The organism is Staphylococcus sp. GDX8P114P-2 (genome assembly GCF_017892945.1).
In the GTDB taxonomy this organism is placed as follows: Bacteria; Bacillota; Bacilli; order Staphylococcales; family Staphylococcaceae; genus Staphylococcus; species Staphylococcus arlettae.
The window spans coordinates 243,195-266,676 of the sequence record NZ_JAESMB010000016.1; the positions used below are offsets into that span (position 1 = coordinate 243,195).

The 23,482-nt window shown below is 32.6% G+C and carries 19 protein-coding genes; 15 read left to right on the plus strand and 4 right to left on the minus strand.

Annotated elements, in window-relative coordinates; all coding sequences use genetic code 11:
• Positions 1 to 156 precede the first annotated feature (156 nt).
• Positions 157 to 1,389: an AI-2E family transporter gene (locus KA845_RS09745; RefSeq protein ID WP_103387917.1), complete on the plus strand. Its 1,233-nt coding sequence runs from the start codon at positions 157 to 159 to the stop codon at positions 1,387 to 1,389.
• Positions 1,390 to 2,067: 678 nt separating this feature from the next.
• The gene (mprF, locus tag KA845_RS09750) at positions 2,068 to 4,587 is read left to right on the plus strand and encodes a bifunctional lysylphosphatidylglycerol flippase/synthetase MprF (protein ID WP_210128015.1); all 2,520 of its coding nucleotides are present in this window, start codon (positions 2,068 to 2,070) and stop codon (positions 4,585 to 4,587) included.
• Positions 4,588 to 4,967: 380 nt separating this feature from the next.
• On the opposite strand, the gene msrA is transcribed toward mprF, so the two are convergent.
• Positions 4,968 to 5,471 (minus strand): peptide-methionine (S)-S-oxide reductase MsrA, encoded by a 504-nt coding sequence (gene msrA, locus KA845_RS09755; RefSeq protein WP_002511091.1) that lies wholly within the window; start codon positions 5,469 to 5,471, stop codon positions 4,968 to 4,970.
• A 140-nt stretch (positions 5,472 to 5,611) separates the two neighbouring features.
• Between msrA and KA845_RS09760 the strand changes: the two genes are divergently transcribed.
• Positions 5,612 to 6,595: an LCP family protein gene (locus tag KA845_RS09760; protein ID WP_002511092.1), complete on the plus strand. Its 984-nt coding sequence runs from the start codon at positions 5,612 to 5,614 to the stop codon at positions 6,593 to 6,595.
• Positions 6,596 to 7,023: 428 nt separating this feature from the next.
• Here KA845_RS09760 and KA845_RS09765 read toward each other — a convergent pair whose 3' ends face one another.
• Together KA845_RS09765 and KA845_RS09770 are read right to left on the minus strand one after the other, a co-directional pair.
• Positions 7,024 to 7,209: a 2-hydroxymuconate tautomerase gene (locus KA845_RS09765; protein WP_002511093.1), complete on the minus strand. Its 186-nt coding sequence runs from the start codon at positions 7,207 to 7,209 to the stop codon at positions 7,024 to 7,026.
• Positions 7,210 to 7,409: 200 nt separating this feature from the next.
• Positions 7,410 to 7,868 (minus strand): GNAT family N-acetyltransferase, encoded by a 459-nt coding sequence (locus KA845_RS09770; protein ID WP_002511094.1) that lies wholly within the window; start codon positions 7,866 to 7,868, stop codon positions 7,410 to 7,412.
• A 193-nt stretch (positions 7,869 to 8,061) separates the two neighbouring features.
• Between KA845_RS09770 and KA845_RS09775 the strand changes: the two genes are divergently transcribed.
• The gene (locus KA845_RS09775) at positions 8,062 to 9,324 is read left to right on the plus strand and encodes a Y-family DNA polymerase (RefSeq protein ID WP_002511095.1); all 1,263 of its coding nucleotides are present in this window, start codon (positions 8,062 to 8,064) and stop codon (positions 9,322 to 9,324) included.
• 161 nt (positions 9,325 to 9,485) lie between these two features.
• Here the strand turns inward: KA845_RS09775 and KA845_RS09780 are convergent, their stop codons facing one another.
• Positions 9,486 to 10,577, minus strand: a complete 1,092-nt coding sequence (locus KA845_RS09780; protein ID WP_107373458.1) for a prephenate dehydrogenase — start codon at positions 10,575 to 10,577, stop codon at positions 9,486 to 9,488.
• Positions 10,578 to 11,378: 801 nt separating this feature from the next.
• On the opposite strand from KA845_RS09780, the gene KA845_RS09785 reads away from it, so the two are divergent.
• The 11 genes from KA845_RS09785 (at position 11,379) to KA845_RS09835 (ending at position 23,447) form a co-directional block, all read left to right on the plus strand.
• Positions 11,379 to 12,785 carry an anthranilate synthase component I gene (locus KA845_RS09785; RefSeq protein ID WP_002511097.1) on the plus strand — a complete coding sequence of 469 codons (1,407 nt, stop codon included), beginning with the start codon at positions 11,379 to 11,381 and terminating at the stop codon, positions 12,783 to 12,785.
• Complete coding sequence (locus KA845_RS09790) at positions 12,782 to 13,396, plus strand: anthranilate synthase component II (protein ID WP_021458817.1); 615 nt, start codon at positions 12,782 to 12,784, stop codon at positions 13,394 to 13,396. Before KA845_RS09785 ends, KA845_RS09790 begins: the two co-directional genes overlap by 4 nt.
• Positions 13,347 to 14,360 (plus strand): anthranilate phosphoribosyltransferase, encoded by a 1,014-nt coding sequence (gene trpD / locus KA845_RS09795; RefSeq protein ID WP_002511099.1) that lies wholly within the window; start codon positions 13,347 to 13,349, stop codon positions 14,358 to 14,360. Before KA845_RS09790 ends, trpD begins: the two co-directional genes overlap by 50 nt.
• Positions 14,344 to 15,126, plus strand: a complete 783-nt coding sequence (trpC, locus tag KA845_RS09800) for an indole-3-glycerol phosphate synthase TrpC (protein WP_002511100.1) — start codon at positions 14,344 to 14,346, stop codon at positions 15,124 to 15,126. The genes trpD and trpC overlap by 17 nt, the downstream gene beginning before the upstream one ends.
• Complete coding sequence (locus KA845_RS09805; RefSeq protein WP_002511101.1) at positions 15,123 to 15,755, plus strand: phosphoribosylanthranilate isomerase; 633 nt, start codon at positions 15,123 to 15,125, stop codon at positions 15,753 to 15,755. Before trpC ends, KA845_RS09805 begins: the two co-directional genes overlap by 4 nt.
• Positions 15,748 to 16,956 (plus strand): tryptophan synthase subunit beta, encoded by a 1,209-nt coding sequence (trpB, locus tag KA845_RS09810; protein WP_021458816.1) that lies wholly within the window; start codon positions 15,748 to 15,750, stop codon positions 16,954 to 16,956. The genes KA845_RS09805 and trpB overlap by 8 nt, the downstream gene beginning before the upstream one ends.
• A complete protein-coding gene (trpA, locus tag KA845_RS09815; RefSeq protein WP_002511103.1) occupies positions 16,956 to 17,684 on the plus strand; it encodes a tryptophan synthase subunit alpha in 729 nt (242 codons plus the stop codon). The genes trpB and trpA overlap by 1 nt, the downstream gene beginning before the upstream one ends.
• 90 nt (positions 17,685 to 17,774) lie before the next feature.
• The gene (locus tag KA845_RS09820; protein ID WP_021458815.1) at positions 17,775 to 18,437 is read left to right on the plus strand and encodes a type 1 glutamine amidotransferase domain-containing protein; all 663 of its coding nucleotides are present in this window, start codon (positions 17,775 to 17,777) and stop codon (positions 18,435 to 18,437) included.
• Between the two features lie 279 nt (positions 18,438 to 18,716).
• A complete protein-coding gene (locus KA845_RS09825) occupies positions 18,717 to 19,985 on the plus strand; it encodes an aminoacyltransferase (RefSeq protein ID WP_002511105.1) in 1,269 nt (422 codons plus the stop codon).
• 20 nt (positions 19,986 to 20,005) lie between these two features.
• Positions 20,006 to 21,265, plus strand: coding sequence for an aminoacyltransferase (locus KA845_RS09830; RefSeq protein ID WP_002511106.1), 1,260 nt, complete (start codon positions 20,006 to 20,008; stop codon positions 21,263 to 21,265).
• A gap of 1,174 nt (positions 21,266 to 22,439) precedes the next feature.
• Positions 22,440 to 23,447: a siderophore ABC transporter substrate-binding protein gene (locus KA845_RS09835; RefSeq protein WP_210128017.1), complete on the plus strand. Its 1,008-nt coding sequence runs from the start codon at positions 22,440 to 22,442 to the stop codon at positions 23,445 to 23,447.
• Positions 23,448 to 23,482 lie beyond the last annotated feature (35 nt).

Below are 23,482 nucleotides of genomic sequence, written 5' to 3' on the forward strand. Positions count from 1 at the left end.
CGTAATTTATATAACTGGAGTACGATATGAAGTTTTTAAATTGACATCGTGTGTTAGTATGGAGAATAATTAACAACACAGTTGGTTATAATAAATCATGTTTTCATATACAATGAGATGTATAAATAAGTTTGTTTATAAGGTACGGTGAAGATTATGTCGAGCGAAGAAAATGTTAAGCGGCAAGAAAAGAGTAAAAAGAAATTAAATTTAAATTTTCCTGAAACGCGATTTATGCGCTTTTTAGGTGGTAAAGATTTAATTTTTGGTTTATTTATGTTGATTTTGATTGGTATAGTAATTTTTATATTTGATCAAGTTTCTTACATATTCAAACCATTTATTATTGTTTTTAACACTATAGTAGCACCTATTATAGTGTCATTAATTCTTTATTATTTATTTAACCCAATAGTTAACTTAATGGAACGTTATAATATTTCAAGACTTTGGGGAGTAATTATTTTATTTTTAGTAATTATTGGTGTTATATCGTTAGCTATTAATTTATTAATACCAGTGATTAGTAGTCAAATTAAAACATTCGGTACGAATTTCCCGCATTACATTACTAAAGTTAATCAATTTATAGATAATATTACAAAATACACTGTAGCTTCGAATTTTTATAGTCAAATTCAAGACTATTTAAACTCGCTAGCTAAAAAAATTCCATCTATGATTTCAGATTACTTTAATGGTTTTGGTTCGAAAGTGAAAAACATCGCGGAAACAGTTGTTAATGTTGGGGTAGTCATCGTAACAACACCATTTGTTTTATTCTTCATGTTAAAAGATGGCCATCGTTTTAAAGATTTTTCAACAAAAATTGTGCCACCTAAATTCAGAAAAGACTACCATGATTTATTAGATAAAATGAGTGTTCAAGTAGGTTCATACATTCAAGGACAAATTATTGTGTCTCTCTGTATTGGTGTCTTATTATTTATTGGTTATTCTATTATCGGTTTAGATTATGGCTTGATTTTAGCTTGTATCGCTGCTGTAACGAGTGTAGTGCCATATATTGGACCTACGATAGCTATATCACCGGCTATTATTATTGCGTTAATTACGTCACCAATTATGCTGTTGAAATTAATCGTAGTTTGGACGGCAGTACAATTTATTGAAGGGCATTTTATATCACCGAATATTATGGGTAAAACTTTACAAATTCATCCACTGACAATTATTTTTATATTGTTAAGTGCTGGAAACTTATTAGGAGTTGTAGGTGTGATATTAGGTATTCCTGCTTATGCAATTCTTAAAGTATTAGTTTCTCATTTATATTTCTTATATAAACGTAGATACAATAAATACTATGGTGATGATGCTGGAGAGTATGAATTTAAAAATGATGAACAAGAATATATTAGAGATTGATTTAGTTTTCGACTGTCGACAAAGTTTCTGTCTTTGTTGGCAGTTTTTTTGTGCACGCTTTCCGCGGGCACTGCCTCAGCCTGTAGTCTTCGGAGAGTGCCATTTCCGCAGGAGTCGGCCCAAATAACTGCCAATCTTAAAAGATTTAAATTAAATAATGGTGTGTTTATTATGTTGAATAAATCAAAGGATAAAGAGATAATTTGAAATGATTGCTATTTCTAAATAAAGCTCCTAATCATCGTCTATTACATAAAGTCGATACAATATTGATTTTAGATTTTGTTTCAGACTGTCGACAAAGTTTCTGTCTTTGTTGGCAGTTTTTTTGTGCACGCTTTCCGCGGATACTGCCTTAGCCTGTAGTCTTCGGCGAGTGCCATTTCCGCAGGAGTCGGCCAAATAACAGCCAATCTTAAAAGATTTAAATTAAATAATGGTGGTGTTTATTATGTTGAATAAATCAAAGGATAAAAGAGATCAATAGAAATGCTTACTATCTCTGAATTTTTATTATCGGCAGACAGCATCATTTCATAGGCTGTATATTTAGTTGATCAACTTTGTCGTGAGAAATATTAACATTTAAAGCTATTTAATTTTATTTTTATTCCATAGTCAACGGTTTTATGCTATATTTTTATAAAATATAAAAATTTTAGAAGTTGATGTGGTGTTATGACAAGAAAATTTAAAAAGAAAATATTACTAACATTAAAAGTAACCTTTGCAGTAGCGCTATTGGGGATTGTAGTGTTTAATTTAGCAAGAGAGTTAGCACATGTGAATGTCAAACAGACTTTAATTATGTTTGGCCAACTTAATCGTTGGTGGCTTATTATGCTTTTTGTTAGTGGTGGTGCTTCACTTATCATTCTTTCACTTTATGATGTCGTGTTAGCAAAGGCGATGCATATGCGCATAACGTTATGGAAAGCTATGCGCTTAGGCTATATTATTAACGCTGTAAATGCAGTAGCAGGATTTGGCGGCTTTATAGGTGCAACCGTTCGTTACATGGCATATAAAAATGAAACTACAAATAAAAAAGCCTTGGTAAAGGCAATTTCAGTCGTCTTAATATCGATGTTAACGGGATTAAGTTTATTATCAATATTAGTTGTTGCACATGTTTTTGATGTATCACATTTGTTTAGTGCTTATCCATGGGTGCGATGGCTATTATATATTGTTGCACTGTTTTTACCATTATTTGTTATTGGCAGTATTATACGTCCAGTCAATGAGCAGAATAAATATTTAGGTGTTTATTGTACTATTGTTTCTGGTTTTGAATGGTTTGCAGCAGCATTAGTTTTGTATTTTGCACTTTTTATAGTTGGTGTACAATTATCATTCCTAGTATTTATGGGTGTATTTATAGTGGCTGCACTATCAGGTTTAATAAGTTTTATTCCTGGAGGCTTTGGGGCTTTTGATTTGATTTTGCTATTAGGTTTACAAGCATTGAATGTACCTGAAGAAAAAATTGTCCTTGCTCTGTTATTGTACCGATTCGCTTATTATTTTTTCCCAGTACTAATTGCCTTAATCCTTTCTATCTTTGAATTTAAAGATGCTGCCAAACGCTATTTCGGTGAGTCTAAAGTGTTTATACCTGTTATAGATATGACGTCACTTTTTAAGTCGTATCAAAAAGATATCATTGCCAAAATACCAGTATTTTCTATGTCTATTTTATTATTTTTTACGAGTGTATTGTTTTTCTTGAATAATTTAACGATAATTATTGATGGCTTATATAATGCTAATCATTATTTAGATTATATTATTGTCTCTGTGCATACCTGTGCCTGTTTATTATTAATGCTCAATGTTGTAGGTGTTTACAAACTATCTAAACGCGCGATTATGGTTTCTGCAGTAGCGTTATTACTTATCATGTTTGTTACACTGTTTACATATTTTTCACTAATATTAATAGGCTGGCTCACAATTATGCTCATATTATTGCTCGTCTTTTATAGACGTGCCAGAGTGTTGAAGCGACCATTTAGATTAGCGTCATTTTGCTGGATGCTTGTCGTTAGTAGTTTTGTACTATATTTAAATCATGTGTACATTTACGAGTCACTTTATACATTAGATGTGTATCAGATTCAAGTTGATACGTCTATTTTACGTTATTATTTCTGGTTTACAGTGTTGTTTGTAGTACTTATCGTTGGGACGATTGTGTGGTATTTTGAACGGAAAGTACAACTACATCATAGTGGAGAAGATATCAAAATATGTGAGAATATTATTCAAGAATATGGTGGTAGTTATTTGAGTCATCTGATTTACACAGATGATAAGCAATGCTTTATTGATGGAAGTCAACGTGCCTTTTTAATGTATCGTTTGAAAAAGGGTGCTTATATTGTTTTAGGAGATCCGGTAGGAGATGAAAATTATTTTAACGCTTTATTAGTTGAATTTTATAGTCATGCGCATGATATCGGTTATGATATTATCTTTTATCAGGTTACAGATAAACATTTAGCATTGTATCATAACTTTGGTAATCAATTTTTTAAATTAGGTGAAGAGGCAGTCATTGATTTAGACACATTTACTGTTGCCGGTAAAAAACGACGAGGATTACGTGCTACACTTAATAAATTATCAGAACAGGGGATGTCGTTTGAGGTTGTAAAGCCACCGTATACACAGTCGTTAATGGTTGCTCTACAGCAAATAAGTGATGATTGGTTAGCTGGTCGAAAAGAAATGCAATTTTCTGTAGGTGCTTTTTATGAATATTATTTAGCACAAGCACCTATTGCAGTTATTAAAAATGAACAACAACAAATTATTGCCTTTTGCAACTTTATGCCCACTTATTATCGAGACACTATATCTGTAGACTTGATTAGGTGGGATCCGCAAGAGGAAATGCCATTAATGGATGCATTATACTTACACATGTTGTTGTGGGCGAAAGAAGCAGGTTACAAACGTTTTAACATGGGAATGGCTACGCTATCTAATGTGGGGCAACTACCTTTTTCATACACAGGAGAGCGATTAGCAGGGCGTGTGTTTGAACACTTCAATAGAATTTATCATTTTCAAGGTTTAAGGCGTTACAAAGAAAAGTTTAAACCACAGTGGGAATCTAGATTTTTAGTCTATCGCAAGAAAAGTTCTTTATGGTTAAGTCTATTAAAAGTATTAAATGTGATTAGACGTTAATGCAAATAATAAAAGCCACCGTTATGGACACGGTGGCTTTTATGCTAAGGAGTTTAAATGTTTAATCAATTTTATAGTTAATAAATTTAGAGAAGTAAGTAATATGATTAACTATAATAAACTAACGCGTAATATTGTGTAGATATTACTTTTGAATCTAACTATACTCGATATCTCGAATACCCCTTTGTTCAACCAAGGCATATGTTTACTATAACAGTTTTAGTAAGCGTTTTCAATGGCGTACAAGATAGATAAAAGTAACATTTTATCATTAAAGGGTCAAAAAACTTATAAAATGAAAAGAATAATAAGCACGTAAAATAAAAAAACGTTACATAGTAGCATGATGGCTATACTATGTAACGTCGGATGATTTGTTATTGCTGATAACGTTGGCGCTCTTGCTGTTCCGCAGCATAGCGTTCAGGATTTTTTTTGTAAAAATCTTGATGGTATTCTTCAGCTTGATAAAAAGTTGAAGCGGGTAAAATTTTAGTAGCAATTGCTTTATCGTGTTCAAATGTATCTTTTAGTTGTTCGATATAATTTTCAGCAACTTGTTTTTGATCGTCATTGGTATAAAAAATTGCAGTTTTATATTGTGCACCTCTATCTTGAAATTGGCCACCTTCATCTGTTGGGTCAATGACAGAGAAAAAGATTTCTAATAATTTATTATAGGAAAATAAGGCCACATCATATTCTATTTCAATTGTTTCGTAGTGACCTGTAGTACCAGTTTTTACTTGTTCATACGTTGGATTATCAACATGACCTCCCATGTAACCTGAAGTTACTTTTTCGATACCTTCAAAAGTGTCAAACGGCTTAACCATGCACCAAAAGCAACCTCCAGCGAAATACGCCTTGTTAATATTCATGCTTAACATCCTTTCTGAATAGCCCTTTAGTCCGATTTATTTAGAAATTACTTGATTTTTACATTAAATTTATATAACTTTAATATGTATTAATTATAGTACATAGATTTGTAATTTTGAAGATATAAGGTTGATATTATATGAGCGAAGATAAGCAAAAGAGAGAATTTAATGAAGGTGATACGCCGCACAAGACTCCACCAAGGCGATCACGAAAGAAAAAAAGAGTAAGAAAACTACCTTTTATAATTTTATTTATCATTATTATTTTAGGTATAGTAATTGGTTATGCTATTCATGGGTATAATTCTGGTATTGATTACGCTAAAGAACATGGTAAAACCATAAAAAAAGAAAAATTTAATGGTGCCGCTAAAAATGATGGAAAAATTACGGTTATGGTTCTTGGCGCTGATAAAGAAGCTGATGGTATGTCCCGTACAGACTCTATTATGATTGCACAGTATGATTACGTGCATAAAAAAATGAAAATGATGTCTGTAATGAGAGACATATATGCAGATATACCTGGACATGGTCAGCATAAAATTAATTCTGCCTATACGATGGGTGGACCTGAATTACTACGTAAGACACTGAAAAAGAATTTAGGTATTGATCCAGAATACTATGCGATTTTAGATTTTACTGGCTTTGAAAAAATGATAGATGAGCTAGAGCCCGATGGTGTCCCAATTGATGTTGAAAAAGATATGTCTAAAAATATAGGTGTATCATTGAAAAAAGGTAATCATCGTTTAGATGGTAAAGAATTACTTGGTTATGCAAGATTCAGACATGACGCAGAAGGTGATTTTGGTCGTGTGCGTCGCCAACAACAAGTAATGCAATCATTGAAAAAAGAACTCGTGAGCCTTGATACTTTACCGAAATTACCAAAAGTAGCAGGTATTTTACGTGGTTATTTAAACACTAATATGCCGGATTCTGCATTGATTCAATCAGGATTAAACTTTGGTATTAGAGGCGATAAAAACGTGGATTCTATAACATTACCAGTAGAGGGATCGTACCAAGATATTCAATCACCAATGGATGGTAGTGCTTTAGAAATTGACAAAGCAACAAATAAAAAAGAAGTGGAAAAATTCCTCAATGAATAAAAAGGCACTTATTTGCTGCCTTCAAACTGTCAACAAAGTCTCTGATTTTGTTGGCAGTTTTTTTATGCACGCTTTCCGCAGGCACTGCCTTAGCCTGTGGTCTTCGGCGAGTGCTGTTCCTGCTGGAGTCGGCATAAGCCACTGCTAGTACTATGGAAAAGTCTTTAGGAGAAGTAATACCTAAAGTTATATACTGACGATACGACATGAGGTTTTCGACAAAGTCTCTGATTTTGTTGGCAGTTTTTTTGTGCACGTTTTACGTGGACACTACTTTAGGTTATTTATCTTCGGTTAGTACGAGTCGGTTCAAATCACTTCCAATATTATAATAAATATAAATAAACAAACCTTAGGAGAACAACTGTCACCTAAGGTTTGTCTGTATTTTTATTATGTAAATAGCATTAACTGTGTACATATTTTTATTACTGATCTACTTTTCTGACTCCTGCCACACCGTAATGTTCTGGTTTCATTTCTTCTACGATGACATGTATAGCCTCTCTATTTGCACCAGTTGACTTTTCTACAGCGTTTGTAACCTCAGAAACTAAATCTTTAAGTTGTTCGTCAGAGCGTCCTTCTAATAATTTTACGTTAATAATTGGCATATGACTTCCTCCTCATAGTAAGTTGTAGTTTATTATAGCATGAATATTCAAACTATTTCAGTGAAGACTATAGATATAGCATTTATATACTAATGTTGTAGCTTTAGAACACTTAACCATTACGTGGAAAATTGAAAGGTCAAATAATGAATAATATTTATTACTAAGCTTGTTATATATGCGAAAGATAAAAATTGTTGCTATGTATGTAAGTATAATTTTAAGCGTGAACCGATGGCTGTAAAGTTTTGGTTTTCGTAAAAATGTAAAGTACGAGGCCAACGTGTTATGTTCGGTGTTCCCACTTCTATATGTTGCCAGTTCACTGTTTTACCATATGTCACTGCTTGATGAATTAGTTGTGATCCGACGCCACGATTTCTATAACTAGGCTCTACATAAAGTTCTTGAATAATACCTAAATCACCATTGGCATAAAGTGCTGTTGATTGATAGAGGGATAGAAAGCCTATTGCTACTGATTCATCATAAATTAAAAAACCTGTCCATTGTGGATTGTGTTGAATGAGCTGTTGACTGGTAACTAAGTAATTGCTTGAGGACACTGTAGTGCCACGTAATTCAGATAATAGTTTCGCAGTAAAAACTGCTACTTGCCGATAATCACTTTTTGTAACTTCTATAATATTATACGTCATAAATTTAGTCCTTTCACTGTAGTAATCATTGTTGTAAGTAGTTTTCTTGTAGCGCTTAGTTTTATTAAAACATAAGTATTTTGAAATTATAATGCTTTGTAAAAATAAATTTAGCCTTTGAAATAATTTAGAAAATGGTATACACTATAACCGAACACTTGTTCTGTTTTTGTGGGAGGTTATGACTATGGAAATGTATGATTATAATTTATTAGAAGAACGAGATGTATTGTGTATTGACCAAAAGAGTTTTTTTGCGAGTGTTTCTTGTCTCCAGAAAGGATTAAACCCATTAACGACTAAGTTAGCAGTAGTGGCAGATACTAAACGCCAAGGGTCTGTTGTCTTAGCTGCCACACCAGCACTTAAAGCATTAGGTATTAAAACAGGATCAAGGTTATTTGAAATACCGCATAGAACAGACATTTTTATTATTAATCCAAGTATGCGTAAATATTTAGAAGTATCGATAGCTATTTCTAAAATTGCGTTACGTTATGTACCACCGGAGGATTTACATCAATACAGTATTGATGAATTCTTTATAGATGTGACCGATAGTTATCATAGATTTAGTACAACATTGCATTCCTTTTGTGAAAGGTTAAGAAGTGAAATTAAGGACGAGACAGGCATTGACTGTACCATTGGTATTGGCTCTAATATGCTATTAAGTAAGGTAGCGATGGATATTGAAGCAAAGCACAATACTAATAGAATTGCGGAATGGCGTTATCATGATATTCCAGAAAAACTTTGGCCTATTAAACCATTAAGTGAGTTTTGGGGTATTAATCGGAAAACTGAAGCGAAATTGCAAAAGAGAGGAATTTTTTCGGTAGGGGATTTAGCTAAGTACCCTTATCAGTTTTTAAAAAGAGATTTTGGTATTATCGGTATTGATTTACATTTACATGCTAACGGCATTGATCAAAGTAAAGTAAGAGAAAAATATAAGGTAACCAATCCGTCAATTTGTAAAAGTCAGATTTTGATGCGTGATTATCGTTATGAAGAAGCTAAAGTAGTGATGCAAGAGTTAGTAGAAGATGTGGCGAGTAGAGCGCGAGCGAGAAATCAACTTGCACGGACAATACATTTTAGTTTCGGTTATAGTGATGAAGGAGGCGTGAGCAAACAATATACGTTAGATGATCCAACTAATTTAGAAAGTGATATGCTGAAAGTAATAGATAACTTTGCTGATCAGTTATGTGATCGTTCAGCACTATATCGTACATTAAGTGTGTCTTTAACACAATTTATAAATGAAGAAGATAGGCAACTCAACTTATTTATCGATGAATATGAACGAAAAAGAAATGAAAACTTAGCTAAAACAATTGATGCATTACATCAAAAGTATGGTAAAGGTATCGTATCTAAGGCAGCATCCTATACTGAAGCGGGCACAAAACATGGACGTTTAGGGTTAATGGCTGGACATAAAATGTAACTGCGCTAGAAGTGACGTGACTTCATAGTTACAGTTGTAATTACTTGAGAAGGGTGATTAGTACTGGAAAAGCTTGATTTAAAGCGCAATTGCAGTTCAGGCAGCTGCTCTAATAATATAAAATTAGGCTGGGACGAAGCTATTATGTCCCAGCCGTTTTATTATGGTATATAAGTATCGAAGTCGCTTAGCGCCTCTGCACCTCTTTTGCGATCTTCTGGGTTTTTAAAACTAATGCGTAATGCTCCGTAAATATCTTCACGGACTTCTAGAATTCTTATGTTGCTTATAGAAATATTATGTAAACTCAGGGTATTTGTTACTTGGCTAATCATCCCCGGTTTATCTGGAATATCGACATAAAGATCATGCTCTATAGACAATGCGCCTTGTGACTTAACTGGTAGTTGATCACGATAAATTTTAGCATCATTGAAAAAGTCGAATAAGGCATCAGGTTTTTGGTGTTCAATGAGTTCAATGATGTGACCCATTTGTGTATGCCACTCTCGCATGATGCGTAGAATAGTATTTTTGTTTTCTAATGTGATATCTCGCCACATGAAAGGGTTACTGCTAGCAATACGCGTAATGTCTCTAAACCCTCCAGCAGCCAAATCTTTAACAAGGTCAGATTCAGCCACATGATTGGAATTTAAATGTACCAAAGCTGAGGCGATAATATGTGGTACGTGGCTAACTAAACCAGTAACGAAATCATGTTCTTCAGCAGTAGTAGAAATAAATTTAGCGTCGGTTGTTGCCAATAAATTTTGTATCGTGTTATAAGCTTGCTGATTTTGTGCTTCATCATGTACTAAAATGTAAAAAGCATTTTCAAATAAATGTTTTTTCGCATTTAATACACCAGATTTATGGCTACCTGCCATTGGGTGACCACCAATTAAATGGATATGATGTTCTAATAAAAATGTTTCAAATTGCTGAATAGTCGACTTGGTGCTACCAGTATCTGTAACAATGACACCATCTTTAGGTTGGAGTTTAGGTAAATCACGTAAATATTTAATTGTTTGTTGTACCGGTGTAGCATAAATTATAATATCAGCTTGTTTAATGCTTTGTTCGTAATTAGTTGATTGATAATCAATAATACCAATGGATAAAGCTTTGTCTAATTGTGATTGATCTGCATCATATGCAGTAATTTCAATATCATTATGGTAATAACGCAAATTGCTAGCTAAACTCCCACCAATCAGACCTAAACCAACGAATAATATTTGTTTCATAGTAGTGGACACCTCGATCGAAATTTTCAGAATAATAACAGTGTATAGTAGCAGAATAAGATATGCAATATGTAGCAAGCTATATCTAACATCAAACTGGCTTTAAAAAAGGACATATGAGCATAAATTAGTGGTTTATAAATCGATGGGTCTTGATAGTCTGAAAAATAATAAATGATACTATTGTCATATACGAATTAAATAAGCAATTAAAGTAATATAACGATTAGCAACGAATACAGGATAAGAGGAGAAGATGACTAAGTAAAATTTTTTCATTAACTATAATTATTCGAATTAAAAGTAAAAAGATGTTTGACAAATAGAAATGAAAGTTGTAACATGCTAAGTAATTACTTGTTGAAAGCAATTATAAAATTTAAAGGATATAAGTAACACATGAGATTTGTAGTAAGCAGAAAGCTAATGGGTGATGTAAATTAGCACAACTGATGTGGTGAAATGGGCTTTTAAATACAATACTATAGCAGTAAAGTGAACATAAATATGTTAACTAAGGTGGCACCACGGTAACGCGTCCTTACAGATTTGCGTTATTGTGGTGCTTTTTATATGTAAAATAGCAAACAAAATGAAGTAGTACATGGCTAGGTAGTAACAGAAAGTTAGTGGTTGATGGAAACTAACACCACCATGTAACGAAATTGGGTTTTGTTGAAGGTCAATTAAATAAAAATGAAGTGAGCTGTAGTTTGAATACGGCTAAATTAGGTGGTACCGCGCGTCAGCGTCCTTATAGCAATATAAGGATGCTGATTTTTTTGTTAGGAGGGAAAGTAAATGAAAGTTAAATATAAAAAAATAAATGCTGAAGTAACACCAGAAGCATTTGCCAGATTAAGAAATAACAAAATAATTTTAGAAAGTGCAGACCAATCACAACTTAAAGGTCGTTACTCTATCGTTATCTTTGATACGTATGGGGAACTTATACTAGATGATAAACAGTTACAAATTACGACTCCAGAAGGAACAAAGACAGAAACAACTGAACCATATGAGCAGATGAAATCATATATTGATCACTATAAAGCACTTATTGAAGAAGAAGAATTATCAGCATTACCATTTATTTCTGGTTTTGTCGGCTCATGTAGTTTTGACCTAGTACGACACGAATTTCCAGTATTACAAAATATAGCCCTAGATGATCATCAACAACATGATGCTAAATTTTATATGGTCGAAGATGCGTATATTTTTGACCATTACAATGAGTATTTGTATATAGTTGCAACTGATTTATTTTCACAGCGAAGTGAACAAGCATTAGAAGACAACATTAACCGACGTTTAGAAGAGTTAACTAAGGTAGAAATTTTTTCTGAACCATTACCATATGAACAACAAGAAAAAGTAATTACTTCAAATGTAACGAAACAACAATTTATGGATACTGTGTCTTACATGAAGTCATTAATACAGCAAGGTGATATGTTTCAAGTTGTACCATCTATTATTTATAGTTATCCTCATTACTTTAAAGAAAATGTAAAAACATTTGCATATCAATTATATCAAAACTTAAAACGACAAAATCCAAGTCCTTATATGTATTACATCGATATGGATAAACCTATTATTGTAGGGAGTTCGCCAGAAAGTTTTGTTAAAGTGCAAGCACAACAAGTTGTAACTAATCCAATAGCTGGCACAATTAAACGAGGTAAAACTGAAGAAGAAGATTATCATAACGAACAGCAATTAAAAACAGACGAAAAAGAATTAAGTGAGCATCGTATGTTGGTTGATCTAGGACGTAATGATATTCATAGAGTGAGTATAGCGGGTTCTTCCAAAATTAAAAAATTAATGCTAATTGAACGCTATGAACATGTAATGCATATCGTCAGTGAAGTCACTGGAACTTTAAAAGATAATTATTCACCGATGACAGTTGTGGCAAGCTTATTACCTACTGGAACTGTTTCAGGAGCACCTAAACTAAGAGCTATTCAGCGCATATATGAACAACGACCTAAAAAACGAGGCGTCTACAGTGGGGGCATTGGTTATATTAATTGTAATCACGATTTAGATTTTGCTTTAGCTATCCGCACGATGATGGTAGATGACACGCATATTAATGTCGAAGCAGGGTGTGGGGTCGTATATGATTCTATTCCTGAAAAAGAATTTGCTGAAACACAATTGAAAGCGAAAAGTTTATTGGAGGTGTCACCATGATATTAATTGTCGATAATTATGATTCATTTACGTATAATCTCGTTGATATTATTGCAAAAACACAAGATGTAGTAGTAAAGTACCCGGATGATCCCGAAATTTTACAACTAGATGTTGATGGCGTAGTGATTTCGCCAGGACCAGGACATCCTTTAGATACTCAATACTTAATGAATATCATCGATCATTACCAAACTAAACCAATCTTAGGTGTCTGTTTAGGTTCTCAAGCATTAACTTGTTACTACGGTGGCAAAGTAATACAAGGAGAAACTGTTAAACATGGTAAAGTCGATACAATGCGTATCGTTAAAGCAACACAGTTGTACAAAGAAGTATCAGAAAATTCAGAAATAATGAGGTATCATTCATTAGTCAGTGACCCTAATCAGTTTCCATCAGTATTAAATATCACGGGCGAAACGACAGATTGTATTCAGTCATTTGAACATGAAACTAGACCACATTACGGAATTCAATTCCATCCAGAATCATTTGCATCAGAATTTGGAGAACAAATTATTAATAATTTTATCAATATTACTAAGGAGGGCACACAAAATGACATTACTCAAACAATTACAGCAACAACAACCACTCAATCAAAATGAAATGACTGAATTTATCGACTTATTAATCGCTACAGATTATGACTTAGAGGATAAAGTAGCATTATTGCAAAATTTTACTGCTAAACCATTAACACAACAAGAGTTAACATTTATTTCACGTAGCTTAATTCAATCCATGTACACAGAACAACCTGTATACCCTGGAAGTATGTGTGTCTGTGGCACAGGAGGAGATAAGTCAAATAGCTTTAATATTTCAACAACAGTTTCGTTTGTCGTAGCTAGTGCAGGTGTACCTGTCATTAAACATGGTAATAAAAGTGTGACTTCTGCTTCTGGTAGTACAGATTTACTACAAGCTATGCAAGTTGCTACTAGCAGCATAGAGGAAACGCCACAATATTTAAAAGATACAGGGTTAGTGTTTTTAAGTGCTACCGAAACATATCCAATAATGAAACACATTCAACCGGTAAGAAAAATGTTAGATGTACCAACTATTTTCAATATAACAGGTCCACTCATTAACCCCTTTAAACTTGACTACCAAGTGATGGGTGTATATGAACCCGAACAACTAGATAAAATTGCACATACTTTAGCCGACTTAGGACGAAAACGTGCGATTGTACTGCATGGTGCAAATGGTATGGATGAAGCAACATTATCCGGAGATAATTTATTATATGAAATTAGAGATGGAAAAATTTACAATTACACTATCAACGCAGAAGATGTGGGTTTAACACCTGCAAAGAATACAGAGCTTGTAGGTGGAACAGCACAAGACAATTTAGAAATAACACTAAATATATTAACGAATAAAGATCAATCGGCGAAAAAAGATGTCGTGTTATTAAACGCAGGCATTGCACTATATGTAGCAGAAAAGGTTTCTTCAATAAAAGAAGGTGTTGAAACAGCACGCAACTTAATTGCTACAGGTGCGGCGTTAGAACAATATAAACAAACAGGAGGTTACTTATATGACTATTCTAGATGAAATTGTAGAGTATAAAAAAGAATTATTAGCTGAAGGGTATTATCAAAAGAAATTAGAAACACTACCAGTGGTAGATATTTCCCATAAACAGCCATTTAAAGAGAGCTTAACAACAAAAGAGCAACTTGCAGTAATTGCAGAAATTAAATCTAAAAGTCCGTCATTACCAGAATTACCAGGTAAGGATTTAGTACAACAAGTTAAAGATTATGAAGCTTATGGAGCCAATGCGGTATCTATATTAACAGATGAACAGTATTTTGGTGGGAGTTACGAACGTTTACAATCACTAACAGTAGAAACCAACTTACCTGTGTTATGCAAAGACTTCGTAATTGATCCAATTCAAATTGATGTGGCCAAAAAAGCTGGAGCTTCTATCATTTTATTAATTGTTAATGTCTTAACAGATCAACAACTTAAAGAATTATACACGTATGCAACTAAACAAAATTTAGAAGTGCTAGTCGAAGTTCATGACAAAGAAGAACTAGCCAGAGCATATCAGTTAGATCCCGAAATAATAGGTGTTAACAATAGAGATTTAAAACGTTTTGTCACAGATGTTAAACATACAAACGAAATACTAAGTGGACGACAAGCAGGCTATCATTATATTTCAGAAAGTGGTATCCACACTAAAGACGATGTTGAGTCTATTGTGAATTCAGGTATTGATGGCTTACTTATTGGGGAATCATTAATGAAAAGTGATGATTTGAGTGAATTTTTACCGAGCTTAAAACTGGATAAAGTCAAAGTATGAAACTAAAATTTTGTGGTTTTCGTACAGCAACAGATGTAAAGCAAGCACGGCATTTAGACATTGATGCCATCGGTTTTATTCATTACCCCAAAAGTAAAAGATTTGTAGATACAGCAACTATTAAGTCATTAATCCAACTTGTACCAAACGATAAACAGACTGTAGTTATTGTAGTGAATCCAACAATGGATAAAATAACAGAATTGGTCCAAGTAACAGGCTTGTCTACGATTCAATTACATGGAGATGAATCAGTGGAGTTTGTAGCGCAAGTTAAACAACATTTTCCACAGCTAAATATTATTAAAGCCTTACCTGCAAACGAAAAATTAAATGCTAATTTAGTAGCGTATCAACCTTATGTCAATTTATTTATTATAGATACGCCTTCGAAAGCATATGGAGGTACAGGTCAACATTTCAATTGGCAAATATTGCAACAAATTAGAGATATACCTTATTTAATTGCAGGTGGTATAAACTATGACAGTATTCAACAAATAGAACAGTTAAATTTAGCGCATAGTGGTTATGATATAGCGAGTGGAATAGAAATTAACCAGTATAAAGATAAAGATAAAATGAACGATATTATTAAATTGGTCAAAGGAGTATCGACACATGAATAAAAAAATACAAACAGAAGCGGATGAATTTGGCTTTTTCGGTGACTATGGTGGTCAATATGTCCCTGAAACATTAATGCCAGCTATTATTGAATTAAAACAAGCATATCAAAAGGCAAAAAAGGATCCTTCTTTTTATGAAGAATTACAGTATTATTTAAAAGATTATGTGGGGCGAGAAACTCCTTTAACATTTGCTGAAAGCTATACAAAGCAATTAGGTGGCGCGCAAATATATTTAAAACGCGAAGATTTAAATCATACTGGAGCGCACAAAATCAACAATGCTTTAGGACAAGCCTTATTAGCTAAAAGAATGGGCAAAAACAAACTTGTAGCTGAAACTGGTGCGGGTCAACACGGTGTGGCAAGTGCAACAGTCGCAGCCTTATTTGATATGGAACTTGTTGTTTTTATGGGTGAAGAAGATATTAAACGACAATCTCTAAATGTCTTTCGTATGGAATTATTAGGAGCAAAAGTAGAATCTGTGAGTAATGGCCAAGGAACATTGTCAGATGCAGTTAACAGCGCTTTACAATATTGGGTAAGTCATGTTGATGATACGCATTACTTATTAGGTTCGGCTTTAGGACCAGATCCATTTCCAACGATGGTCAGAGATTTCCAAAGCGTAATTGGGACAGAAATTAAGTCGCAAATTACGGACAAAGTAGGGCGCTTACCGGATGCAGTAGTTGCATGTATCGGTGGGGGATCAAACGCTATAGGTACATTTTATCCATTTATTGAAGATGACGTTAAACTATACGGCGTTGAAGCAGCAGGTAAAGGAAAGAATACGGACCAACATGCCTTAGCAATTAGTCAAGGGAAGCCAGGTGTGCTACATGGTTCGAAAATGTATTTGATTCAAGATGATCATGGCCAAATTCAACTTGCACATTCTATTTCAGCAGGTTTGGATTATCCAGGAGTCGGTCCCGAACATTCTTATTATCAAGATATCGGTAGAGTTAACTATGTAACTGCTAGCGATGATGAAGCGATGAATGCGCTAGTACGATTTACTAAAGCTGAAGGTATCATTCCAGCAATCGAAAGTGCCCACGCGTTAAGTTATGTAGAACAATTGGCACCTGAAATGAGTAAAGATGAAGTATTGGTAGTTACGGTGTCCGGACGTGGCGATAAAGATATGGATACGATTAGAAATTACATGAAAGCAAGAGGTGAAATTTAATGTCGAAATTGTTTATACCGTATATTATGGGCAATAGTTCATTTATTCAAAATTTAAAAATGTTGAGTGAGGCAGGTGCAGACATTGTTGAAATTGGTGTGCCATTTTCAGACCCTGTAGCTGATGGACCTGTTATTATGGATGCAGGTAAAAAGGCAATTGAGGAAGGTATTAGTGTGAACTATATTTTAGAACAACTCACACAACATAAAGCCGACATTAATAGTAATTACGTATTAATGACTTATTATAATATTATTCATCATTATGGTGAAGAAGCATTCTTCGCTGCTTGTGAAGATGCAGGTGTTTATGGTCTGATTATACCTGATTTGCCGTTTGAGCTCATTGAACAAATGAAGTTGAGACATCCTGAACGTAAAGTGAAAATTATTTCATTAGTTGCTATGACAACTGCTAAAGAACGTATCGAACAAATTGCGCAACATGCTGAAGGTTTTATTTATACAGTTACCATGAATGCAACTACTGGTGAAAATGGTAAATTTCATCCAGAGTTAAAACAACGTATTAATTATATCAAGTCAATTTCACAAGTTCCTGTTGTAGCAGGTTTTGGCATACGTACTACAGACCATGTAGCTGACATTATTGAAGCAGCTGATGGTGTAGTGATAGGCAGTGAGATTGTAAGACGTTTAGACGAAGATGATAATGCTACATCACGTCAATATTTTAGTGGAATTCGTCACGTATTAGATGCTTAAGCAAATTAGTTTTTATCCATTTTAAAAAACTGTAAAATACAAATACATAGTTAAACTATGTATTCAAGTCTAATTTAGAGGTGACTGAAATTGAGTAAAAAGGTATTATTTGTTTTAACTAGTAGAAATCAATATGATGATGGTTCACAAACAGGTTTATGGCTAGAAGAAGCAAGTGAGCCATATCGTATTTTAGCAGAAGCTAATATTACAGTAGACCTTGTATCTATTGATGGTGGTGCAGTACCGATTGATGCAAATTCTACACAAAACGGTGAATTAGAGCAATACAGTGATTTTGTGGATAAAATTAATGATGTACCTAGCATTAAAACGGTAAACGTTGATAATTACGATGCGATTTATTTACCAGGTGGACACGGTACAGTATTTGACTTTGGACACAATCAAGAGCTAGCGACAGTACTTGCAGAATTTAAAGAACAAAATAAATTTATTTCATCTGTTTGTCATGGTCCAAGTGCTTTTGTTGGCGCTAAAGATAAAAATGGTAACTTTATCGTTAAAGATGTAACTTTAACAGCATTTACAGATGAAGAAGAGCGTGCTATGGGCTTAGAAAACAAAGTACCATTTTTAACACAAAGCGAATTAGAAAACCAAGGCGCAAAATTTGTCACTAAAGATAATTTTGTATCACATGTTGAGCAAGATGGTTTGTTTATTACAGGACAAAACCCTCAATCTAGCATTGCCATCGGTGAAACGTTAAGAGATGCATTAACACAATAACGATTAACTGATTCATAAAGTACAAGGTATATGATATATAATAAATTTAAAGAGAGCAGTATAGAAATTAAAAAAATTTAATTTCTATACCGTTCTCTTTTTGTTTGTTAACCTATAATAAATGGTATAATAATATGTAGCATAATGATTTTAAACTATCATGAAAATTGATTTATTGACTGAACAATAAGGGTATTAATTTTGTTTTAATGATGAATATTGTATAATAGTTAAGATTGAAGAATAAAAAGATTAATAGATGAACTAGGAGTATATAAAATGAAATTTACGAATTTAACGGCGACAGAGTTTGGCACATTTGCTGATAAGATGGAGAATAGTCACTTTACGCAAATGGTAGGAAACTATGAACTTAAAATTGCAGAAGGTACAGAAACACATTTAGTAGGTGTTAAGAACAATAATAATGAAGTTATTGCAGCATGTTTGCTAACGGCAGTACCAGTAATGAAATTTTTTAAATATTTCTATTCAAACCGTGGTCCAGTAATAGATTTCGACAACAAAGAGTTAGTACACTATTTCTTTAATGAATTAAATAAGTATTTAAAAAAACATAATGCGTTATATTTCCGTGTAGATCCATATTTACCTTATCAGTATCGTAATCACGATGGTGACATTTTAAACAATGCTGGTAATGATTGGTTCTTTGATAAAATGAAAGCATTAGGTTATAAACATCAAGGGTTTGTAACTGGCTTTGATCCAATTATTCAAATTAGATTCCATTCAGTTTTAGATTTACAAGATAAAACAGCTAAAGATGTCTTAAATAATATGGATAGTTTACGTAAACGTAATACGAAAAAAGTTCAAAAAAATGGCGTGAAGGTACGCTTCTTAACAGAAGAAGAATTACCAATTTTCCGCTCATTTATGGAAGATACATCAGAATCTAAAGACTTTCATGATCGAGATGATAGTTTCTATATCAATCGTTTTAAATACTATAAAGACCGTGTACTCGTACCATTAGCTTACATAGATTTCGTGGAATATATAGACGAGTTGAAAGCCGAAGGGGAAGTGCTGACAAAAGATATCAACAAAGCTATTAAAGATATTGAAAAACGTCCAGATAATAAAAAATCCCACAATAAAAAAGAAAATTTAGAAAAACAATTACAAACAAATGAACAGAAAATTGCAGAAGCTGAAGCATTAAAAGCAAAACATGGTAATGAATTACCAATTTCAGCGGCATTCTTCATTATAAACCCATTTGAAGTTGTATATTATGCAGGTGGAACAGCAAATGAATTTAGACATTTTGCAGGTAGTTATGCGATTCAATGGCAAATGATTAACTATGCACTTGACCATAATATTAATCGTTATAATTTCTATGGTATTAGTGGTGACTTTTCTGAAGATGCAGAAGATGCAGGTGTTATTAAGTTTAAAAAAGGCTTTAACGCCGATGTAGTAGAGTATGTTGGAGACTTTATTAAACCAATTAATAAGCCAATGTATAACGTCTATAAAGCCTTGAAAAAGGTCAAAGATAAAGTGAGTAAACATTAATAGAAGGGAACTAAGCTAGAATGAAATTTACAGAGTTAACTGTCAAAGAATATGACAATTTTGTACAAAATCCAGCGTTAGAAAGTCATTATTTTCAAGTTAAAGAAAATATAGCGACTAGGGAAGAGGATGGATTTCAAGTTGTTTTATTAGGATTAAAAGATGACAACAATCAAGTCGTTGCAGCTAGTCTGTTCTCTAAAATACCAACAATGGGGAGTTATGTCTATTATTCAAATCGTGGGCCAGTAATGGACTACAGTGATTTAGGATTAGTAGATTATTATTTGAGAGAATTAGATAAATATTTACATCAACATAACTGTTTATACGTCAAACTAGATCCGTATTGGATTTATCACATATATGATAAGGATGTTAATCCATATAGTAATAGATATCAAAATGATGCACTCGTTAATTTATTCAAAGCTTACGGTTATGAACATCATGGTTTTACGACATCATATGATACATCAAGCCAAGTAAGATGGATGGGTGTATTAAATTTAGCAGGTGAAACACCTGCATCATTAAAAAAACAATTTGATAGTCAACGAAAAAGAAATATTAATAAGGCCATTAATAATAATGTGCGCGTACGTTTCTTGGGTAGAGATGAATTTGATATTTTCTTAAATTTATATAGAGAAACGGAAGAAAGAGCTGGTTTTGTATCTAAAACGGATGACTATTTCTATAATTTTATTGATAATTATGGTGATAAAGCCTTAATTCCACTTGCTTATGTCAATTTAGATGAGCGTATTGAAACGATTCAAAACAATATCAACGATAAAGAAGCGCGTCGTGATCAAATGATGCAAAATGAAAATAAGACAGAGAAACATTTGAAAAAAATTAGCGAATTAGATAAGCAAATTGAACACGACAAATCAGAATTACTACAAGCGAGTGAATTACGTCAAACAGATGGTACTATTTTAAACTTAGCTTCAGGCGTATTTTTCGCCAATGCTTATGAAGTAAACTATTTTTCAGGAGGTTCTTCAGAAAAATATAACCACTTTATGGGACCATATATGATGCACTGGCATATGATAAATTATTGCTTTGAACATGGTTATGAGCGTTACAATTTCTATGGCTTATCAGGAGACTTTACTGAAAATAGTGAAGACTATGGTGTATATCGATTCAAACGTGGCTTTAATGTACAAATCGAAGAGTTAATTGGAGATTTCTACAAACCAATTAAAAAAGCAAAATATAAATTATTTAATTCTTTAAATAATATCCGTAAGAAAATTAAAAAATAACTGTTTTAAACCGCCGTATTAAGAATATGGCGGGATTTTTATGTCAAAATAAGTAACTATATTTATGTTATGTAAACTTATAAAGTGATATTAGCAAATTATTGTCTTTAACAGGCAACTTCTAACATGACGATAAATTAAGAGATCAGAAACCATTACATTATAGTACTAAATGAATATAATGTATAAAAAGTATAAGTAATATAAGAAGTAAGTAAATTTTAATTATGTAAAATTATCTGAGTCGAATATTGATATTGGTAAGTAAGTGTGATGTTCCTAATGGCAAATTAAGCAGTTATTTATAACTGAAAATGCTAAATATGCGAAAAAATATAATAACTTACGCTGCAACATAAATAACCATATTTATGTTATGTAAACCATAATGTATTTTAGCAAATAATTTAAACCCTGTAACTAAGGATTGCTACTTAGATAGATTTTATAGATTAATCAAGTGTTAATGTGTGTATTATGAGTTAATCTTGCTGATTTAAGCACTTAATGAATATCAGCTATAACTATAAGTACATTAATAATTATATTGTAATTTAAAGATGCTGAGATTTTGATTTCTGAGCAATTTTATTTAATTAAGTGAACAAACGTATAAGTAATGACAAATGAGTCAGTGATATTTACTAGACTATAGATAAATTAATCAATCAAGACAAATGAAGTGATATATGTAATTTATATATGAGCATTATTAATGGATGGTAATATATGATCTTAAATATTGATATTATATATGTTAATTGACGACTAACTTTTAGAAAACATTTTAGTTTACATAATATATATTATAGGAAGTTATATATGGAACGCTTTTTCTGCTGAATATCCACTTATTAATAATGATTAGCATAGTTTTTGTAGTTTGTTATTTTTAGTTAAGTAATATTTATAGCTTATTTAGTACTTCGATTCATTATTATTATTTTAATATGAGTTAGCAATATATCATCGTAACTTTATTTGGTTATGTTATATATTTTGCCAATTGCTGTTGCAATTATGATATTTGCTCATTCTTACTCGACTTAGAAAAAGCTATGTGTAATTTGCAAACATATAATTATAATGTACATATTACAGTAATATATTAATTAAAAAATAATTGATAACGATTATCAATTACAGTATACTTCTGTTATAGGAGGCATACTACATGAAAAACATAATTATTCTTTTTAGTATCATTGTTGTAATGATAATGGTTACTGCATGTGATACTAAAAAACAATCAACATCACACCAAAAGACGAAAACTGTCAGTATCGACAATACATATGAATTTAAAGAGCAAACTAAGGATCATAATCGTGGGACTATGAAATCTAAAACTGTTAAAGTACCTATCAATCCTAAAAGAGTGGCTGTAATGGATTATGGTGCATTAGATACTATGCAATCTTTGCATTTAGAAAATCGCATAGTAGCCATATCTAAAGGTCAAAATGCCTCTTTTTTACCAGAACGTTTAAAAGCGTTTAAAGACGATAAATATGCTAATTTAGGGAATCCTGGGCGCCCTAATTATGAAACTTTAGCAAAAGCTAAGCCAGAAGTTATTTTTGCCTCTTTTAGACAAGCGCATTCTAAGACATTAGAGGAAATGCAAAAAGCTGCACCACAAGCAAAAATTATTTTTGTAAGCCCCCACTTCGATAATTATATCCAATCCGTAAAAGATAATGCTATGATTATTGGTAAAATATTTAAACGAGAAAAAACTATACACAATATGAGCGATAAATTAGATCAGAAACTGTTAGAAACTAAAACAGTCATTAACAAAGATAAGGTATTATTTTTAAACGTGGATGACAAAGATATGAAGGCGTATGGCTCTACAGGAAGATTTGGTGGATTTATTAATGAAACTTTAGGTATAAGACATGCTGATACAAATATGAAGGCTAGTTCAAGTGGCGCGGTCATTTCGTATGAGTATTTAGCACATACAAACCCTGACAAGTTGTTTGTAATAGATAGATCGAAGGATGGTAAGACGAATGGAGTGCCGGAAGCATTAAAAAACCCAGTCATAAATAATGTTAAAGCTGTGAAAAATAATGAGATTACCCTATTTGAGGCTAATGATTGGTTTTTTAACGAAGGTGGTCTGCAAGCAACAATGGATCAATTAAATGATGTTGAGAATGCATTTAAATAAAAATAAAAAGCGCTACAGGCGATTAAATCTTCCTG

Coding starts and splice junctions, on each gene's coding strand:
- KA845_RS09745 (WP_103387917.1), top strand. CDS start 157: ATGTCGAGCGAAGAAAATGTTAAGCGGCAAGAAAAGAGTAAAAAGAAA.
- mprF (WP_210128015.1), top strand. CDS start 2,068: ATGACAAGAAAATTTAAAAAGAAAATATTACTAACATTAAAAGTAACC.
- msrA (WP_002511091.1), bottom strand. CDS start 5,471: ATGAATATTAACAAGGCGTATTTCGCTGGAGGTTGCTTTTGGTGCATG.
- KA845_RS09760 (WP_002511092.1), top strand. CDS start 5,612: ATGAGCGAAGATAAGCAAAAGAGAGAATTTAATGAAGGTGATACGCCG.
- KA845_RS09765 (WP_002511093.1), bottom strand. CDS start 7,209: ATGCCAATTATTAACGTAAAATTATTAGAAGGACGCTCTGACGAACAA.
- KA845_RS09770 (WP_002511094.1), bottom strand. CDS start 7,868: ATGACGTATAATATTATAGAAGTTACAAAAAGTGATTATCGGCAAGTA.
- KA845_RS09775 (WP_002511095.1), top strand. CDS start 8,062: ATGTATGATTATAATTTATTAGAAGAACGAGATGTATTGTGTATTGAC.
- KA845_RS09780 (WP_107373458.1), bottom strand. CDS start 10,577: ATGAAACAAATATTATTCGTTGGTTTAGGTCTGATTGGTGGGAGTTTA.
- KA845_RS09785 (WP_002511097.1), top strand. CDS start 11,379: ATGAAAGTTAAATATAAAAAAATAAATGCTGAAGTAACACCAGAAGCA.
- KA845_RS09790 (WP_021458817.1), top strand. CDS start 12,782: ATGATATTAATTGTCGATAATTATGATTCATTTACGTATAATCTCGTT.
- trpD (WP_002511099.1), top strand. CDS start 13,347: ATGACATTACTCAAACAATTACAGCAACAACAACCACTCAATCAAAAT.
- trpC (WP_002511100.1), top strand. CDS start 14,344: ATGACTATTCTAGATGAAATTGTAGAGTATAAAAAAGAATTATTAGCT.
- KA845_RS09805 (WP_002511101.1), top strand. CDS start 15,123: ATGAAACTAAAATTTTGTGGTTTTCGTACAGCAACAGATGTAAAGCAA.
- trpB (WP_021458816.1), top strand. CDS start 15,748: ATGAATAAAAAAATACAAACAGAAGCGGATGAATTTGGCTTTTTCGGT.
- trpA (WP_002511103.1), top strand. CDS start 16,956: ATGTCGAAATTGTTTATACCGTATATTATGGGCAATAGTTCATTTATT.
- KA845_RS09825 (WP_002511105.1), top strand. CDS start 18,717: ATGAAATTTACGAATTTAACGGCGACAGAGTTTGGCACATTTGCTGAT.
- KA845_RS09830 (WP_002511106.1), top strand. CDS start 20,006: ATGAAATTTACAGAGTTAACTGTCAAAGAATATGACAATTTTGTACAA.
- KA845_RS09835 (WP_210128017.1), top strand. CDS start 22,440: ATGAAAAACATAATTATTCTTTTTAGTATCATTGTTGTAATGATAATG.